The 20,183-nt window shown below is 34.8% G+C and carries 9 protein-coding genes; all 9 read left to right on the forward strand.

Annotation, left to right across the window (positions count from 1 at the left end; translation table 11 throughout):
* Nucleotides 1–131: 131 nt before the first annotated feature.
* The 9 genes from AC1B0Z_RS15910 to AC1B0Z_RS15950 all read left to right on the forward strand — a co-directional run bounded on the left by AC1B0Z_RS15910 (nucleotide 132) and on the right by AC1B0Z_RS15950 (nucleotide 20,179).
* Complete coding sequence (locus AC1B0Z_RS15910) at nucleotides 132–1,139, forward strand: sugar kinase (protein ID WP_483793192.1); 1,008 nt, start codon at nucleotides 132–134, stop codon at nucleotides 1,137–1,139.
* Nucleotides 1,140–1,515: 376 nt separating this feature from the next.
* Nucleotides 1,516–5,463 carry a hybrid sensor histidine kinase/response regulator transcription factor gene (locus AC1B0Z_RS15915; RefSeq protein WP_483793193.1) on the forward strand — a complete coding sequence of 1,316 codons (3,948 nt, stop codon included), beginning with the start codon at nucleotides 1,516–1,518 and terminating at the stop codon, nucleotides 5,461–5,463.
* 418 nt (nucleotides 5,464–5,881) lie between these two features.
* Nucleotides 5,882–8,908: a SusC/RagA family TonB-linked outer membrane protein gene (locus AC1B0Z_RS15920; protein WP_483793194.1), complete on the forward strand. Its 3,027-nt coding sequence runs from the start codon at nucleotides 5,882–5,884 to the stop codon at nucleotides 8,906–8,908.
* Nucleotides 8,909–8,927: 19 nt separating this feature from the next.
* A complete protein-coding gene (locus tag AC1B0Z_RS15925) occupies nucleotides 8,928–10,439 on the forward strand; it encodes a RagB/SusD family nutrient uptake outer membrane protein (RefSeq protein ID WP_483793195.1) in 1,512 nt (503 codons plus the stop codon).
* Between the two features lie 16 nt (nucleotides 10,440–10,455).
* Entirely contained in the window at nucleotides 10,456–11,637 is a 1,182-nt protein-coding gene (locus AC1B0Z_RS15930; RefSeq protein ID WP_483793197.1) for a glycoside hydrolase family 88 protein, read from the forward strand.
* Between the two features lie 121 nt (nucleotides 11,638–11,758).
* Nucleotides 11,759–14,176 carry a glycoside hydrolase family 2 protein gene (locus AC1B0Z_RS15935; protein WP_483793198.1) on the forward strand — a complete coding sequence of 806 codons (2,418 nt, stop codon included), beginning with the start codon at nucleotides 11,759–11,761 and terminating at the stop codon, nucleotides 14,174–14,176.
* A gap of 258 nt (nucleotides 14,177–14,434) precedes the next feature.
* Nucleotides 14,435–15,424 carry a GntR family transcriptional regulator gene (locus AC1B0Z_RS15940; RefSeq protein WP_483793200.1) on the forward strand — a complete coding sequence of 330 codons (990 nt, stop codon included), beginning with the start codon at nucleotides 14,435–14,437 and terminating at the stop codon, nucleotides 15,422–15,424.
* Between the two features lie 245 nt (nucleotides 15,425–15,669).
* On the forward strand, nucleotides 15,670–16,845 hold the full coding sequence (locus AC1B0Z_RS15945) for an alginate lyase family protein (RefSeq protein WP_483793202.1): 1,176 nt from the start codon (nucleotides 15,670–15,672) through the stop codon (nucleotides 16,843–16,845).
* A gap of 178 nt (nucleotides 16,846–17,023) precedes the next feature.
* Nucleotides 17,024–20,179 carry a SusC/RagA family TonB-linked outer membrane protein gene (locus AC1B0Z_RS15950; RefSeq protein WP_483793203.1) on the forward strand — a complete coding sequence of 1,052 codons (3,156 nt, stop codon included), beginning with the start codon at nucleotides 17,024–17,026 and terminating at the stop codon, nucleotides 20,177–20,179.
* The last annotated feature ends 4 nt before the right edge of the window (nucleotides 20,180–20,183 follow it).

Genomic DNA, 20,183 nt, shown 5'->3' on the forward strand with positions numbered 1-20,183 from the left:
GTAATGGTACATTCTTTTTCAAACCATCTTTTGCTGAACAGTTTCCCTAAGATAAAGTTTTACTGGAAAGCTACTAAAAGTATATTTTAAGAAATAGCATTATTGGATTTTAAAAATTCATCACGCTCAATATGGAAACAAAGAAAATTGTAACGTTTGGAGAAGTTATGATGAGGTTATCACCTCCAGGTTATGCTAAGTTTTCTCAGGCTACATCTTTAGATATTGACTATGGTGGGGGTGAAGCAAACGTCGCCATAGCATTAGCTTACATGGGGATGAAAGCGTGCCACGTCACACGGCTTCCAGATAATCTTGTGGGTAAATCAGCAACACAATACTTAAGGCAGCATTGGATAGACACGGACCATATATTATATGGAGATACCAGAATGGGTCTATATTTCTTGGAAAAGGGAGCTGTTCATCGTTCAAGTGAAGTTGTTTACGAAAGAGAAGACTCTGCATTTTCAAAAATAGAACCAGAAATGATTCAATGGGAAGACATTTTAAAGGGAGCAGATTGGTTTCATTGGACGGGAATCACTCCTGCAATTTCTCGTGGTGCCGCTAAAGCTTGTCTAAAGGCTATCCAGGTAGCAAATTCTATGGGGATTATGGTTTCTGGTGATATTCATTCGAGAAAAAGTTTATGGAAATATGGCTTGTCACAACAAGATATAATTCCCGATTTGGTTTCTGGCTCCAACGTAGTAATTGCTAGTACTTATGACATGTATGATATTTTTGGTGTTGGAAAACCAGAATCAGATTTTGAAAGAAGTGCAAAAACGCTACAAGAAAAATTCCCGGTAATACAGAAAGTGGTGGATAAGGACAGGGAAGTGTTAAGTGCTTCTCATAACCGAATAAAAGGAAAAATGTGGAATGGTAGCAAACTCCTTACAACGCCCTTCTATGATGTAACGCATGTTATAGATCGCGTAGGAACTGGAGATGCCTATGCAGCTGGATTGATATATGGCTTAGTCAACCATAAAGAAGATGCAATAGCCTTAAAATTCGCTGCCGCAGCATGTGCCCTGAAGCATACTGTTGAAGGGGATGCAAATATGGTCTCCAATGAAGAAGTTTCAAGATTAGTAGAGGGTAATGGTTTAGGTGACATTAAAAGGTAGAGGGCCACTTCGGCTCATATTTCACTTTTGTTTTCTAAAGATTAAAATTTTACGTGGTTATTGCTCTCGAGCTAAGATTTTAGAACTATTGCACTTTGATTAATTACATTATACCACCTCAATAGTGCTATCTTTAACGTAAAAATAAACTAATACATACGGTATTTGTTAGCATGTTTTTAGTAGTTAGGTGAAAAATATAGCAATTGATTTTTCAGTTTTCTCTTTATTCTTATTTATATTTACGAGATACTCAAACGGAATGTATTTAATGTTTAGGCGTCTTGTTTTTTTACTATTTTTCAGCATTTATTCTGCGAGCTTTTCCCAAACTTCGTCATCATTCAGTTTTTCACATTTAACCACAATTGATGGGTTGTCACAAAGCACTGTTATAACAATATATCAAGATAAGTTAGGGCAAATATGGATTGGCACGCGCGATGGTTTAAACAAATATGATGGCACTAAATTCACTATTTATAGAAATGTAGAAGGCAACCCCAAATCTATTAGCAATAATGATATTTTATCTATTGAAGAAGATAGTGAAGGATTTTTGTGGATAGGAACATACAATGGGCTTAATAAATACAATCCCAAAACCAATGAGTTTGAAAGGTTATTTCATAATGAAAAAAAAACGTCATTAGCCAATAATACTATTTGGACGATTAAAACACTCTCAAATGGTCAAGTTTGGGTTGGTACTTCAGAGGGACTATCGCTTTATAACAACAAAACAGATACATTTAGCACCTATTTAAATACTGCCTTGAGGCCCGTTGAAAAGCAGACAATTTCAATTTTAGAAAGTTCTGACGGAAATATATTTGTAGGAACAGGAGCTGGTGTTTACAAAGTTTCTGGTGCTCAAGAACTCATAAATTTCAAACTTATAGAAGGTACTGAGAAGCTTTATATCCAAGATTTACAGGAAGATAGCAAGGGAGATATTCTAATAGCCACAAGAAGTAAAAGTATATTGAAATACGATAGTACCCAACAGACTATTGTACCGTATTTACAAGTGGATAAAGAAGATTTGAACAGTAATAACGTAAGGCAATTGCTGTTTGATGATAAAATGAATCTTTGGGTGGGTACTTACAACGGTTTAAAAGTTGTCGATAAAAATATGTCAGTAACAACCCTGAAGGCAGATGTTGATAAAAAAGACGCATTAAGTAAAAATTCAGTAAAATGCTTGTTTAAAGATAGAAAAGGGTCTATTTGGATTGGGACTTATTACGGAGGGGTTAATATTTGGGATGAAACAAATGTGAATTTTAAAAAAATTACTCAAAATCGAAAAGGTAAGGGATTGAACTATTCGGTAGTTAGTTCAATAGAAAAATATGAAAATCTTTTCTTTTTTGGCACCGAAGGAGGTGGTGTAAACGTATGGGATAAAAACCATAATACATATCAATATATTACCAGGAGTAATTCCAAATTATCAGATGACAATATAAAAGCATTACATGTTGAAGGAGATAAACTTTGGATTGGCACTTTTAAGAGTGGTTTGGATGTCTATAGTCTAAAATTAAAACGATTCATTAATGAATCATTGCCATCCACATTAGTACAACTTATAGAGAATACTGGTGTATACGCTATTACAAGGGATGCGTCAAGTAACATTTGGATAGGTACTTTTGGGAAGGGTTTATTTAAATTTAATTTTAAATCAAAGAACTTTAAGAGATATGCCGATTTGGGTGAAGGTGCTTTATTATCCAGTAATTTAGTGAGAGCAATCTGTGCAGACTCAAACAACCATGTTTGGGTGGGTACCGAAAAGGGCCTAAATAAAATTGATGACCAAGGAGCTATATCTACTTATTTTTATGATAAGAACTTACAATATGGTGATGATATTCCGTGTGTTTACGAAGATAGTTCCAACAACTTATGGGTGGGAACAAAGTCGAGAGGACTATTTAGATATGATGGAACTGCTTTTAACCCTGTGAGCTTAAGCTTGGGAGAAACTAAAGTTTCATCTGTACACAGTATACTCGAAGGTGAAGATAATCAGTTATGGATAAGTACTAACCAGGGCTTAATTCAGTATAATTATAATGACAAAACTGCACAAGTGTATAACCAAACGGATGGGTTGGTAAGTAATGAATTTAATGATAGCTCCAGTTTCAAAACAGATGATTCCGAGTTCTATTTTGGCGGGCCACTTGGTGTGTCTTATTTCAGTCCGAAAAAACTAACTAAAAATAATTACGCTCCTCAAGTCATATTAACTGATTTTATGGTAAGGGAAAACGATGTAAGCCCAAATAGCTCTGGTATGGTTTTAAAAAACCCACTACCTTACACAAAATCGGTAAATTTATCTCATACCCAAGGTAACTTTAGTATTTCGTTTTCTATACCAAATTTTATCAACTCGAGCAATAATAAATATAAATATAGGCTGAAGGGTTTAGAAAAAGAATGGAACGTAACCACAAACAATAGTGCATCATATACTATTCAAAACCCAGGTAATTACACCTTTGAATTAAAAGGAGCAAACAATGATAATGTGTGGAATGCCAATACAACTTCATTGGATATATACGTAGCACCAGCGCCTTGGCGCACGTGGTGGGCCTTTACAATATATGGTCTGCTAATTTTAAGTGCACTTTATTTTCTACTAAACATTTTAAAATCTAGAACAAAACTAAAACATGATTTACAACTAGAGTATCTTGAAACCGAAAGAACAAAAGAGATCAATAAAACTAAATTAGACTTTTTCACCAATATTTCTCATGAGTTTAGAACACCATTGGCTTTAATATTAGGACCTCTCAAGCAAATTATAGAAGATTATCGTGGAAGCAGTAAAATATATAGGAAACTCTTGGTCATTGAAAATAATGCAAGTCATTTGCTACAACTTATTAATAGGTTGATGGATTTTAGAAAATTTGAAAGTCATTTATACAAATTAGAGGCGGCAGAGGGGAACATCGTCAAGTTTTTAAAAGAGATTTTCCTGTCCTTCACAGCCTATGCAGAAAACCAAGATTACAATTTTGAATTTTTATGTAATGAAGAGGAGATTTTAGTGTATTACGACCGTAACAAGCTAGAACGCGTATTTTTCAACTTAATATCCAATGCCTTTAGATATACGCCAAAAGGTGGAGATATTACCATCAGGGTAAAAAAGACTATAAATAATATTATAATAAATGTTGAAGATTCAGGTGTTGGTATAGCAAAAGAATATCAAGACAAAATATTTGAGCGTTTCTTTGAGGTAGCAATTAATAATAAACCAGATAAGGATTATAATAAGGGAACAGGTATAGGTTTATCTATAGCGAAAAATATAGTTGAATTACATAAAGGTAGTATAGAAGTAAGCGAAAATATTAAAAATGGAGGGTCTATATTTTCTGTAACCTTAAAACTGGGTAATGCACACCTTGAGGCTTCTGAAATTTTAAAGGACTTTAAGTTTAGTGATGATGTCACACAGTACGTTACCCAATTAGAAGATGCGGTCCCTGCAATTCATCATGATCTAGAAGTAGCAGTCGATTCAGAGAAATCCACGATTTTGTTGGTAGAGGACAATAAACAATTAAGAAAATTTATTCGAGACTTGCTGATATCAAGCTATAATATTATCGAAGCTGAAAATGGAAAAGTAGCCTTAAAAAAGGCTAAAACAGAATTGCCAGACTTAATAGTTAGTGATGTTATCATGCCTGAAATGACTGGAACAGAATTGTGTTCTGCGATAAAAGGTGAGTTAAAAACAAGTCATATTCCTTTAATACTATTAACTTCTAGGTCGTCTTTAATTTATAAAGTTGATGGATTAGAGCATGGAGCCGATGACTACATTAGTAAACCTTTTGATATAAATGAGTTTAAGCTTAGGATAAAAAACTTACTAAAAACAAGAGAAACATTACAACAAAAATTTGCGTCCAATGATGGATTTGAGCCAAATGATATTCTATTGTCTTCCTATGATGAAACACTATATAAAAAGGCATTGCAAATTGTTAACGAAAACATAAGTAACGAAGAATTTGATATAGCCTATTTCTGTTCAGAATTAGGTGTTAGTAGAACCATGTTATTTACAAAAATAAAAGCATGGTCAAATTTTACACCTAATGAGTTTATTTTGCATTTTAGGATGAGACGCGCAGCACAACTACTGGAACAAGGAAAAGTTAATATATCCCAAGTGAGTTATAGGGTTGGGTACAAGGATCCTAAGTATTTCAGTAAATCTTTTCAAAAGAAATTTGGGGAGACACCTTCAAAATACGCTGAGAGGTTCTCAGACTAGCAGGAATAAATACACTGTAAGTGTCTAATAATCAATTTACTGTATTATTTTACTCCCTGATTTGTACTTCTACAACATTAATTTTTTCTAGTTTTAGAATAATGAAAAAAGTGAACCATAAAACTAAGTACATTGAAATTTTATTGGTGCTGATAATAGTTGTATTTGGTTTGGTTATTATTTATTTCACTTAAATGGAAATACGAAGGACTTTATGAAACGGCTATTTTTTAACTTTTTATTATGAAGTTAAAAATATTTGTTTATATTTGGTGAACCAAATTGGTTTACCAGTCTGGTTCACCAAAAAAATAATATTAACAATTTTAAAATATTAAACTGTAGAATATTCATTTTAATTAATGGATACATGCGGTTTGATAACCATTTAAACTAAGATTAACTTAAAATTAAACTAATGAAGAAAACTAAGCAAGTAAAAAACGCGTTTTTGCTGTTATTAAGTTTATGTTTTGTCTTTAGCGCGGCTGCGCAAGACAAAACAGTACAGGGAACTGTAACATCCCAGTCGGATGGATCGGAATTACCAGGAGTAAATGTGATTGTGAAAGGCACAACCAATGGAACGTCAACAGATTTTGATGGAAACTATACCATCAATGTTAGTGGAGATGCAGTTCTGGTTTTTAGCTACGTAGGATATACCACTCGTGAAGTTAGAGTAGGTAGTTCAAGTAGATTAGATGTACAGCTAAAAGAAGATTTGGCTGCTTTAGACGAAGTAGTGGTTGTAGGCTATGGTTCTAGAAAAAAGAGTGATTTAACTGGTGCCGTATCTTCTGTAAACTCAGAAGAATTAACTGCTTTCCCTGTGTTAGATGCTGCTCAGGCACTTCAAGGGCGTGCGGCAGGTGTTGTTGTGCAATCTAATAATGGTGGTGAACCTGGAGCGCCTATTAATATTCAAATTAGAGGTAATACGTCCATTAATGCTAGTAGTTCACCTCTTATCGTTGTAGATGGTTTTGTTGGAGCCACGTTTCCTCAACCAAATGACATAGCATCTATGGAAGTCTTAAAAGATGCTTCTGCCACAGCTATATATGGTTCCAGAGGATCAAACGGTGTGGTTTTAGTAACTACCAAAAAGGGTAGAAGTGGTGCATTAACTATTGAGCTTAATTCAAATTATTCAGTTCAAAATACGTCGAATGAATTAGATCTTTTGGATGCTAACCAGTTTGCAGCATACCAACAAGCCATAAATCCTAGTTATGTGCAAGGGCCAGCAAATACAGACTGGCAGGATTTATTATACAGAACAGGTAGTATTCAAAACCATCAAGCGTCATTTTCTGGAGGAACAGATAAAGTTAATTTTTACGCATCAGCCAATTATTTCAAGCAAGATGGTGTGTTAATCAATTCTGAATTTGAACGTTTTACATTTTTATCAAATATAGACGCACAAGTAACTGATAAATTAAAACTAGGTATTAATATTTTTGGGAGTAGAAGTGCTGAAAATGGTGTGCCTACGCAGTCTACAGGAGAAACAGCCAATGGTGGTGGTGATGATGTAGTTAGCGGTTCTTTTAGGTTTGCTCCAGATTTAGGTGTTTTGGATGCGAATGGACTTAATACTATAAATGGTGTTGGAGATGATATTGATAATCCTGTTGCTGTGGCAAGAGAAGGTATTAATGAAGTAAAAGAAGATGAATACAGAGCGAACTTATATGCTAATTATGATATTATAGAAAATTTAGCATTTAAAACTACTTTTGGCTTTAGCTCAGCAAATGAAACTGCTGGACTTTTTAGACCATCTACTTTAATAACAACTGCAGGTGGTAATGTAGGTGGTAGAGCTGCAATAGCTAACGTAAGAGAAACAAATCTAATTAGCGAAAACTATTTAACGTATAATACAGAAGTTGGTAAAGGTCTGTTAACATTATTGGCAGGATATTCATATCAAAAAGAGACAAGAGAATTGTTTGCGACAGGTGCGCAAGGATTCACTTCTGATTCTTTTTCTTACCGTAATTTATCAGGAGGTGCTGTACAACTAATACCAACATCATCTTTAGTAGAGTCTGAAATTCAATCTCAATTTGGTAGAATTAATTTTGATTATGATGATAAGTATTTATTTACAGCTACCGTTAGACGTGACGGTGCATCAAACTTTGCTGCTAACGAGAAGTATGCTATTTTCCCTTCAGCCGCTATTGGTTGGAAAATATCTAACGAAGATTTCTTAAAAGATAATGAAGCTATTTCAAATTTAAAATTAAGGGCTAGTTACGGTGTAACTGGTAATCAAGCTATATCGCCATTTGAGTCTTTAGCACGTTTTGATAATCTTTACGCAGTAAATAATGGCCAAACGATTAATGCAGTAACACCAGACCAACCTGCTAATCCAGATTTAAAATGGGAAACATCAGTACAAACAAACATAGGTTTGGATGTTGGGTTATTTAATAATAAGGTATCACTATCTTTAGATTATTACAATATTGATACTGAAGATTTAATTCTTGGAGATAATACCCAGGCCCAATATCTAGGTTTTTTAACACCATTAAGTTTGAGAAATATTGGAGAAGTAAATAACAAAGGATTTGAGATTAACTTAAATACTAGAAATATTAGTAATGAAGATTTTAGTTGGACTACAGACTTTAATTTAGCAATAAATAGAAACGAAGTAATAGCTTTAGGTGGTGATATAGATTTGTTTTTGGATGCATCACCAGGTTATTTTAACCTACCTCGTACGCACTTATTAAGAGAAGGGGAAGTATTAGGCGCATTTTGGGGCTATGACTACCAAGGCGTGTACCAAGGCGGTGCTTTACCAGCAGGAACAGCGCTTCTACCAGGAGGTGAAGCGGGTGACCAGTTATTTACTGATGTAGATGGTAGTGGAGATATCTCACCATCAGATCAACAAATTATTGGCGATCCAACACCAGATTTCACTTTTGGTTTTACAAACAATTTTACGTACAAGAATTTTGATTTAAATATCTTTTTTCAAGGCGTACAAGGTGGCGATATTATGAATCTTACTGCCATTCAGTTATTCAATGGAGACTCAAACGCTACCACAGATATTCTTAACTCTTGGACACCAACAAACACAGATACAAATATCCCACGTGCAAAACTTAGAGGTAAAGAGATTTCTTCTCGTTTTGTTGAAGATGGGAGTTATATCAGATTAAAAAATATCGCTTTAGGATATACATTACCAGGTGATGTAGTTGAAAAACTTGGTATGCAAAGTGTTAGGCTTTCTGTAAGTGCACAAAATTTATTGACGATTACCAATTATTCTGGTTTAGATCCTGAAGTGAGCTATTTTGGTTCTGGCGGAGGTGATAGTTCAGCCGCTAATACAACAAATGGATTTGACTTTGGAAATTACCCAAATGTGAGATCTGTTAATTTTAGTGTAAATTTAAAATTCTAAAAAAATAAAAAATATTAATATGAAAACAACGTACAAATTTTTCTTCTTATTGATAGGGTTATCAATAATAGGATGTTCAGATTTAGAAGAGGAACCGGTTGGTCTGTTAGCTCCAGAAGGGTTTTTTCAGACACCGCGTGATATTCAAACAGCAGTAAATGGTTCTTACGGTCATTTAACCCATGAAGATTTTTGGGGTAGAAAAATGTCTCTTACCATTTTATTACGTAGTGATATGGTAGATATTGGAGATCCCACTACCTCTGCACGTAGAATAGAGCATAATGAATTTAATGTACCAGCCGACAATGGAATGATTCCTGATAATTGGAGAAGAAGTTATCAGTGTATTGCAGCTGCAAATCAAGCTATAGCTGGTGCAGAACTAGTAGATGCTCCAGAAGAACAAAAAAATGAAATTACTGCTCAAGCGTATTTTTTAAGGGCTTTTACTTATTTTCATTTGGTGAGACAGTTTGGAGATATACCTTATTTAAGCGAACCAGTAACTGATGTACAGGCAGCAGGTTCAATAAGTAAAACGCCAGCAGCTGAGGTGTACGCTAATATAATTTCAGATTTGGAATTTGCAAAGCAATGGCTGCCAAATACACAACCAGCGAGATCCATTCCAGCAAAATCCGCTGCACACTCTTATTTAGCTTTAGTACATTTAACTATTGGTAACTACCAAGAGGCTTACAATGAGGCTAAAGGCGTTATTGATAATGAAGGTGCTTATGAATTAGCTTTAGAAGCAGATTTTCAAGACTTATTTGATGCTACTAAAATCGATAGTTCTAAAGAACCAATATTTTCATTAGACTTTAATGGGTTTAGAGATGGTGATGCTGGTCAAGATTACCAACCAGCATTAACTGGTATTAGAAGTGATGAACAATACGGCATTGGCGGTGGTTGGTCTGTAGCAGTACCTTCATTAGAAGTTTACAACACTTGGGATGATCAAGATTATAGAAAGTCAGTTAGTTTTGATGCTACTGGAGTTTTTAACGGTAATGTTGAGCCTTTCACGAATTTTAGAACTTTCAATAGTAGAGCAGTAAACCGCCCGCACATCGCAAAATATACCCGTGCAACTGGAGTAACAGCCAATAATAATGGTAGAGCTTCACAGCATAACTATTCTATGATGCGCTATGCTGAAGTACTTTTAATTGCAGCTGAGGCGTTAAATGAAGTGTCTGCGGGTTCAACTGAGGCAGAAGGTTATGTAAATAGAGTAAGAGAAAGAGCGAGAAATGGAGGAACCTTTCCTGCTGATGTTTCTGGTTTATCTCAAGATGCCTTTAGAGACATGGTTTTAGAGGAACGTAGGTTAGAGTTAGCATTCGAATTTAAAAGATGGTATGATATAGCGAGAAGAAGATTAGGTAACGAGGTGTTTAGTGCATCAGGATTAGAAGGTGCAAAGCCAAACTTCGATCCAAATCAAGATTATTTATTCCCATTGCCAGCGCAAGAGCTTGAAAGAAACCCTAATCTTTTACCTCAGAACCCTGGTTACTAAAAAGGACTTTAGTTTAATGTTTAGAGTTAGTCTTTTATTTCTTATCCTCGGATTTGCAGTTTTAGCCTGCAAATCTGAGGATAAAAATAATGTATCAGAGAATAGGCGTGATGTCCAAGGACTTTTAACAGAAAGATATCAGCTTCTTTTAAACTATGATGCAGATTCTACCGCGTTTCCAAGGAGTTATTCACCAGAAAAGAAACAAATTAAAAGAGTACCATCAAAAGACTGGACTAGTGGTTTTTTTCCTGGAAATCTTTGGCAAATCTATAAGTTGACAGGAGATAGCAGTTTCAAGGAAAAAGCAAAAGCGTGGACTGCCTTTATGGAAAAGGAAAAGTTTAACGGCAGAACCCATGATATGGGATTTAAGGTGTTTTGCAGTTTTGGTAATGGTTTATCTGTTGAAGATAACCAAAATTACAAAGACATTATTGTGAAAAGTGCCAAAACTTTAAGTACACGATTTAATGAAAATGTTGGAAGCATACGTTCTTGGGACTTTGGTAAAGACAGATGGCAATTTCCAGTAATTATTGATAATATGATGAACTTAGAGTTGCTTTTTGAAGCTACAAAAATCTCTGGAGACAGTTCATTTCATAAAATTGCTGTAAAACATGCTAATACTACGTTAAAGAATCATTTTAGACCAGATGGCAGTACATGGCATGTTCTGGATTATGATACAATATCGGGTCAAGTTAGAGGCCGTGTAACACATCAGGGCATAAATGATGATTCGGCATGGGCTAGAGGGCAAGGTTGGGCCATAAACGGTTATGCAATGGTGTATCGGTATACAAAGGACAAGAAGTATTTAGATCGAGCAACTGCAACCGCAGATTATTTTATACATCATAAAAATTTACCTGAGGATGGAATTCCTTATTGGGATTTTAGTCATCCAGATATTCCAAATATTTCAAGAGATGTGTCAGCAGGGACTATCGTTGCTTCAGCATTAGTAGAGCTTTACAAGTACACAAAAAACGATTCATATTTAGACTACAGTAAAAAAGTTGTAAATAGCTTAAAAACGGAACACTACATTTTACCGAAAGATTTAAAGGTGCCTTTTATTTTGGATCATAGTTTTGGAGACTGGTCTAAACGCCATGAAATGGACGAACCTATTGTATACGGAGATTATTATTTCTTGCAAACACTATTGCGCCTTAAAGAAATAGAATAAATTTAAGTATAAAGTAGGATCATTTTATAATTTGTAGGATAAAGGTATACTGCTAAAAATCATTCTTATTGAAGATTTACGATGTATAACAATATCAATATTGCTAACTAAACCTAACTTAATGAAATTAAAAATTCCTGTAATAAAACTAGGCTTGTTTTTCATTTGCGTTATCATGTTCTCATGTAATTCAGATACAAAAACAGATGTTGAGCGTACACAAAAAAATATTAATGAGAACTGGTTATACCTAGAGAATAATACAACCTCTTTAAATGAAGCATTGTCTCAAAATTATTGGGAGCAGATAAATTTACCTCACAGTTGGAATGCCTTAGATGCTACAGATATTACACCAGGCTACAGGAGAAGTGCAAGTTGGTATAAGAAGGACTTAACAATTGATGCTGTTTCTAAAAACAATAAATACGAATTGTATTTTGAAGGCGTAAATATTGTAAGCGATGTCTATGTTAATGGAAAAAAACTTGGAGGTCATACTGGGGGGTATATAGGGTTTAAAGTAGATATTACCGATGTTGTTTCTAACGGAAAGAATGAAATTTTAGTTCGAGTAGACAATAGTTATAACCCGGAAGTTATACCGTCTCAAAAAAGTGATTTTTTCATATTTGGAGGAATTACGAGGGATGTGTGGTTTAATACATATCCTGCAAATCATCTTACATCTTTAAAAATTAGCACGCCAAAGGTTTCACATGAGAATGCAGAATTAATAGCGACAGTATCAGTAAATGGCGCCAATAGATCTAACTTAAAAGTTAAGGCGTCATTAATTGATGCTAATAATGAAACAGTAAAAACATCATTATTTAATGTTTCTGAAAACGCAGCAAATGTTGCATTCAGAGATATTAAGAGCCCAAAACTCTGGCATACCTCTACACCAAACTTATATACCCTTAATATTGAATTGCTTGATGGAAATATCGTCAAAGATAAATTATCTGAAAAAGTAGGTTTCAGGTGGTTTGAATTCAAAGACCATGGTGCATTTTATTTGAATGGTGAACGTTTATTGCTTAGAGGAACGCATAGGCATGAAGAGCATGCAGGAGTAGGAGCAGCAATGTCCAACGAGCAGCATAGAGCTGATATGGAACTTATAAAAGATATGGGAGCCAACTTTGTGCGTTTGGCACATTACCCACAAGATCCAGAAGTTTACAAGGCTTGCAACGAATTAGGGCTTTTGGTTTGGGATGAATTGCCATGGTGCAGAGGTGGTTTAGGTAATGAAACTTGGAAAACCAATACCAAAACCATGTTAAAGGAAATCATTAACCAAAACTTCAACCATCCTAGTATCATTTTATGGTCATTGGGTAATGAAATCTATTGGTTGCCAGATTTTGAAAATGGAGATGATAGAGAAAAAATAAATGAGTTTTTAAGAGAATTGAACGATTATGCGCACGAGCTAGATCCTTCAAGAAAAACGGCCATTAGAAAATATTACGAAGGTGCAGATATTGTTGATGTATTTTCACCATCAATATGGTCTGGTTGGTATTCTGGGAGTTATAAAAGCTATCAAAAGGCCATAGACCAATACAAAGCAGAATACCCTCATTTTTTGCATGCCGAATACGGTGGATCAAGTCATGTAGGGCGACATACAGAAAACCCAATCACTGGGGAAGGTAAAATTCAATCAGATGGATGGGAAGAGGCCATTGTGCAAACTGATGTAGCGAATATTGCCCAAATAGGAGATTGGAGTGAAAATTACATTGTAGACTTATTTGATTGGCATTTACGTATTTCAGAAAACGATTCAACCTTTGTCGGGAATGTACAGTGGGCATTTAAAGACTTTGGAACACCTCTACGTCCAGAAAACGCTATTCCTTATATGAACCAAAAGGGATTGGTAGATAGAACAGGCAAGCCAAAAGACGCATTTTATGTGTTTAAGAGTTATTGGAGCGACGACCCATTCACTTACATAGAATCGCATACATGGACAGAACGGCAAGGGCCAAAGGGAAAACCAAGAGATATAAGCGTATATAGTAACTGCCCAGAAGTGGAACTTATTTTAAATGGAAAAAGTTTGGGTATTAAAGAGCGAAATAATAAACAGTTTCCTGCAGCTGGATTAAATTGGAGTGTCAATTTTCAAGAAGGTGAAAATACATTGACTTCCGTTGGTATAACTATAGATGGTAAAAAAGTGGAAGATGAATTGAAAGTCAACTACAGGTTTACTAAAAACGGTAAAGCTAGAGCCTTAAAATTAGAGCATAGAAAGCTAGACAATGGGAATTATTTGATTACTGCTACAGCCATAGATAATAAGGGTTTACAATGCTTAGATTATGAAGAGCGTGTGTATTTTCAATGTTTAAATGGAGGAGATGCCATAATTAGTCAAGGTACCCCAACAGGGAGTGAAGTTATAGAGATGGCAAATGGAAAAGCATCAATTGAAGTAAAACGGTTTTCTGAAAATAAACTACTACAGGTGATGGTACTCAATCAGAGTTTTAAAGGTACTTACCTAAATATTGAATAGCCGTTTAGCAGTTTGAAAGGTTGAAAATACGTGCATTTATTAAGGCTTGGTAAGCTTTTCACTCTATTTTTTCCCTACAGGGCAAACGTTGTGGCAGACAGTACAGGATAGTTTCTTTAGGCAATTTCTTTTAATTTATTTTCTGGAAGAGAGTCCTGAGCCCACGGAATTTCTTAGTTGGTATTTAGTTTAACTCTTCTCATCTTTTTTTAATCATTTAATCTGCACTAAGGTTTTTATGTATTTATGTTGCGTACCATGGTAAAATTGAAGAATATAGATGAAAACGATATTCCGAAATACAAAAGAGTATTTAATGCATTTAAGGAATCTATAGAGTCTAATACTTTTAAATCAGGTGATAGCATTCCCTCCATAAATGAGTTTAGTAGAAGTTATAAGTTGTCTAGGGATACCGTATTTAAAGCATATACCTTATTAAAGCAAGAAGGTTTTATTAAATCTACCCCTCACAAGGGGTACTACATTGCGGATAATAAAATTAAAGTGCTTTTACTTATCAGCACTTTCAAAGCATATAAAGAAGTAATGTACCATTCCTTTATGCAAAATTTACCCAAAAATGTGATTGTTGATTTACAATTCCATCATTTTAACGTAAAAAGTTTTAAGTCGGCATTGAACGTTGAAAGCGGAGAATATTATAAATACATAATAATGGGGTTTGATCACCCCAAGGTTAAAAAGGCCATTTCAAAAATTGATAGTAGAAAGCTTCTGTTAATTGATTGGGATTTAGGTTCAAAAAAGACGGAAAATTATTTATTGCAAGACTTTGGAAAAGGTTTTTATCGTTGCTTAGAACAGGCGTTACAACTTTTTAAAAAATATAAAGGGATTCACTTTGTTTACCCAGAATATACTTTTCACCCTTGGGAAAGTGTGAAATATTTCAAAAAATTTTGCGAGAATAACGATTTCGATTTTAAAGTTTTAAAGAACACAAAAGAGTTTAGGGTAGAAAAAAATATAGCATATATCACCGTTAATGACAGAATGCTTTACGAGGTATTAGACCAATGTATTGCCTGCAATTTTGAGTTGGGCAAAGATGTGGGCTTGTTATCTTATAACGAAACACCAATTAAAAGATTTACCTTTAAAGGGATTTCCGTAGTTTCAGTTGACTTTAAAGAGTTTGGTGCAATGGCAGCAGAATTTGTGTCTGAAGGCATCATGGTTAGAAAATTTTTACAGACTAGGCTAATTTTGAGAGACTCTTTGTAAAGATGTTTTAGCAAATATTTACTACCTCTTTATCTTATTGCCAAAAAGTGTTTTTATTGTTTAACGTTTAATTGAAGGCTGAAGTTTCTTTTAGTAAAGGTAGACTTTCCCTAAGTGAGGTATGTCATTTAATAGAATAGCGAGGAAAAACGAATAGAAGTAAGAAGATATTCAAAAAACAAAAGATTATTGTTAAATTGTGCCTACAAAGATTGGAGCTATTTATCTAATAATATAGATAAAATATGAAAAACAATTACTTATTTCTTTCTATTTTAATGTTGCTGTTTTCGTGTTCCAATAAACCTAAAACTCATTTTGAAATAGTTAAAGCTCTTGTAAAGGATAAAGTTCTAGTTGATGCTGACAAATCCTTGAATTTAGAACCCATTACAGTTACAGCCCATACTTCGGAGCGAAGCTCTGGAACCAAGCACGATTTTTATTCTGAAGGTGATTATTGGTGGCCAAACCCAGAGGACCCTAAGGGGCCTTACATTCGTAAAGACGGATTATCCAATCCAGATAATTTTGTAGCTCATAGACATTCCATGATTAGATTAAGTCAAATATCTGGAGCTTTGGCGTCAGCATACCTTATTACCAAGAACAAAGTTTATCTGCAAAAACTAATGCCACATCTAAAGGCTTGGTTTGTTGATGAAGATACCAAAATGAATCCGCATTTGCTTTATGCGCAAGCTATTAAAGGTAGGGTTACAGGCAGGGGTATAGGCATAATAGATACCATTCATTTAATAGAAGTATCCTTAGCAGTAGAAATTATTGAAGACGCTAATATCAATAATAAGGGAGATTTATCTGCTATTAAGGATTGGTTCTCAGAGTACTTAAAATGGCTTATTACCCATGAATATGGCATTAAGGAGCGTGATAATGGAAACAACCACAGTACCTGTTGGGCGATGCAGGTTGCTGCATTTGCACGTTTAGTTGGTAATCATGAGCAAATTTTATTATGTAAAAACTTATTCAAAAACACTCTTTTACCCGATCAAATGGCAAACGATGGTAGTTTCCCAAAAGAACTGGCTAGAACCAAACCATATGGATATTCTATTTTTAATTTGGATGCTATGGTTGGTTTGGCTCAACTCTTAACGACAAAAGAAGATAACCTTTTTAAATATATAACAAAAGAAGGTAAAGGCTTGATGCTTGGTGTACATTTTTTGTACCCTTTTTTAAAGGATAAAAGTGCATGGCCTTTTAAAAAAGATGTGATGTACTGGAATGAATGGCCAACAAAGCAACCATCACTCCTTTTTGCAGGGTTGCATTTGCAACAAAATACTTATATCGAAACATGGGCAGTTCTTCCCCAGATACCTAACAATCCTGAAACAATCAGGAATATGCCAATTAGGTATCCATTACTGTGGATTAAAAGAAAAATATAAACGTATTGTCATTACTCTTTTTAACGAAAAAATAACAATCCAGTACAGTGCAGGATAGTTAAATTGCTATATTGTTGTAAAATTGTTAACATATATTTAAGATAAATGTTTTTGCTAAAAACTTAAATATATGACCGGCTAAATAAAAACAAATTGTATGTTAAAACTTAAACTCAAAATGAAACAAAAATTTAGAAGACAATTTCCTGTCTTTGGGTTTGTGCTATTGCTTATCATGGTCTTTTCCAGTTTTACAAGTATTAGTATTCAGGCTCAAGAAAGGATTACGGGAACAGTCTCTGGGCCTGATGGATTTCCCATACCAGGGGTAAATGTTCTGCAGAAAGGTACTACCAATGGTGCGGTTACAGATTTTGACGGAAATTATAATATAACCTTACGCGAAGGAGGTAGTATATTAATTTTCTCTTATATCGGTTATAAGTCAAAGGAAGTAAATGTTGCAGGAAAAACTTCGGTGAACGTTGTATTAGAAGAGGACATAGCAAGTCTGGATGAAGTAGTAATCGTTGGTTATGGTACTCAGAAAAAAGAGAGTGTAGTAGCGGCTATTACTCAGGTGAAAGGTGAAGATCTTATGGAAAGGACAGCTGGTGTGGCAAATATTGAGGAAGCATTACAGGGAAATTTACCTGGTGTAATCGCCATACAAGGTAGTGGTGTTCCTGGACAAGATAATACAAGAATTTTTATTCGAGGTAGAAGTTCATGGAATGGTGATGGAGACCCTCTTGTACTTGTAGACGGTGTTAGGAGGTCTATGAACGATATAGATATGAACGATGTTGAAAACATATCGGTTCTTAAAGATGCTTCTGCGACGGCGGTTTTTGGTGTAGAAGGCGCCAATGGGGTAATAATTATTACCACTAAGCGAGGTAAAATAGGAAAAGCGGAATTATCATTAACTGCGAATACAACCATTAAAATGGTTTCTCAATTACCAGAAAAACTAGATTCTTTCGATGCTTTATTAGAGGCAAATAGTGCCATTTTAAGAGGGGTAGCACAAGCTCCCAATACATGGAATAACTATACACCTTTACCTATTGTACAAAGGTATCGTAACCCTGGTAGTTTAGAAGAAAGTTTTATTTATCCTAATGTTGATTGGGAAGAGGAATTATTAAAAGATTTTGCACAAGATTACAGAGTTAACTTGTCTGTACGTGGAGGTAATAAATCAGCTCGATATTTTGGTAGTTTAGCTTACCAAACTGTAAGTGATATTTTTGATGGAGGAAGATACGATAATGGAAGAGGGTATTTGGGTGAGTATCGATATGACAGATTTAACTTTAGAAGTAATATTGATTTTAGTATTACAAATACTACTGAGTTGGCTGTTAGTTTAGCTGGTTTTTTAGGTATTAGAGAAAACCCAGGTAATTTAGGTAATGTAACTAATGGACTTTATCTAATAGCACCAAGTCTTTACCCACCTGTATATCCAGATGGCTTGTATGGAAACCCATTTAGTTTTTTTCAAGTTTATGTAAACCCTGTTCAAACTTTACAGGCTCAGGGTTACGACACTTTTAGACAATTTCAAGTCAATACAGATTTTATACTAAAACAAAAATTAGACTTTATTACTGAAGGCTTATCCTTTCAAGGACGGTTTACCTTAGATAATAATAAGAGGAGTAGGCAGGATTTGAATGATGGAGGTGTAATTTTTAGGGTTTACGATGGCGATCAAGAGAGTCTTCTTATCCCTGACGTTACCACTCGTTTTGATTATGTTCGACCACCTTGGACTTTAGATACTTCAGAAGTAGAGGAGAACCAACGATCACGTAGCATGGTGTATGATTTTTCATTTAATTATAACAGGACTTTCGGCGAAAAGCATAACTTCACAGCGCTATTCTTAATGAGAAGACAGGAGCGTGCAAGGGGTAGTGGTGGTCCTAGTGCATTTCCATCATACCGTGAAGACTGGGTAGGAAGGGTAACTTATAATTACGATTCAAGATATTTTTTAGATATTAACGGTGCTTATAATGGATCAGAGCAATTTGGCCCAGGGTTTCGTTTCGACTTATTCCCATCTATTGCAGCAGGTTGGACACCTACTAACGAAGCATTTATGGAAAATGTAGATTGGTTAGATAATCTTAAAATTAGAGGCTCTTACGGTATTATTGGTGATGATACTTTTGCTAGTAGAGATAGATGGAGGTATCTTTCACAATGGGCCACTAGTGGATCTGCATTCTTAGTGCCTAGTACATATCAAGGCAATAATGGAAGATCACCTTATAACTTCTTCAGAGAATCTGTAGTAGGAAACCCTAACCTTCAATGGGAGTCGGCTGTGAAGTATAATATAGGTGCCGAGTTTTCCGTGTTTAATGGTTTATTAACTGGAGAACTGGATTATTTTGCTGAAGACCGTGATAATATTGTAATTCTTAATAGTCAAATTGCACCAGATTTATTAGGAGCAACACCTCCGGCTATTAATAGGGGTATCACTGAGGTAAGGGGTTATGAGGTTGTTCTTGGCTCTAACTATACCTTTTCTAATGGCTTAAATATATTTGGTGATTTTAATTTTACCCAAGCCATAGATAAAACAATACTAAGAGATGACCCATTTTTGGAGCCTGCTTATCTAAATAATGCTGGTTTTAATATTGGGCAAAGAAGAACGGCTATTCCAGCAGGCATATTAACAAGTTGGGACGATGTTTACATGTCAACGCCACAAGTTGAAAATCAAAATTTAACACGTGTTGGGTATTATGATGTTGTAGATTTTGATGGAGACGGTATTTACAATAATAATTTTGATAATGCACCTTTTGGTTATCCAGAACAGCCACAAAGAACCTGGAGTGCTACCCTAGGTGCGGCATACAAAGGTTTTCGTGTTTCGGCGCAATTGTATGGTACTCAAAATGCATCAAGATTGTTTAGTAACCAAACGTTTAGTAATTCTACACCTTTAATCTTTACGCAAGATTTAGATTATTGGACCGTAGATACGCCAGATAATATTGATACCCAACCATCATTTGGGGTTCTAGGTGCAACTAATCCTAGAGATAACTGGTTGGATGGGTCTTTAACAAGGCTAAGAGCAGTTACCTTATCTTATGATATACCCAAAAAGACATGTGAAAAACTTGGGCTTAAAAGTCTTCAGCTTTTTGCAAATGGAAATAACCTGTTCTTATGGTCTGATATGCCAGATGATAGAGAGTTTAATGCTGGAACTACTCAGGAAGAAATAAGCGCTTCGCAGTCAAGAGGTGATTATCCTACCTTAAAAAGATTTAACTTCGGTTTTAACATGAATTTTTAAAAAA

The organism is Hyunsoonleella sp. J2K-J805, assembly GCF_057167125.1.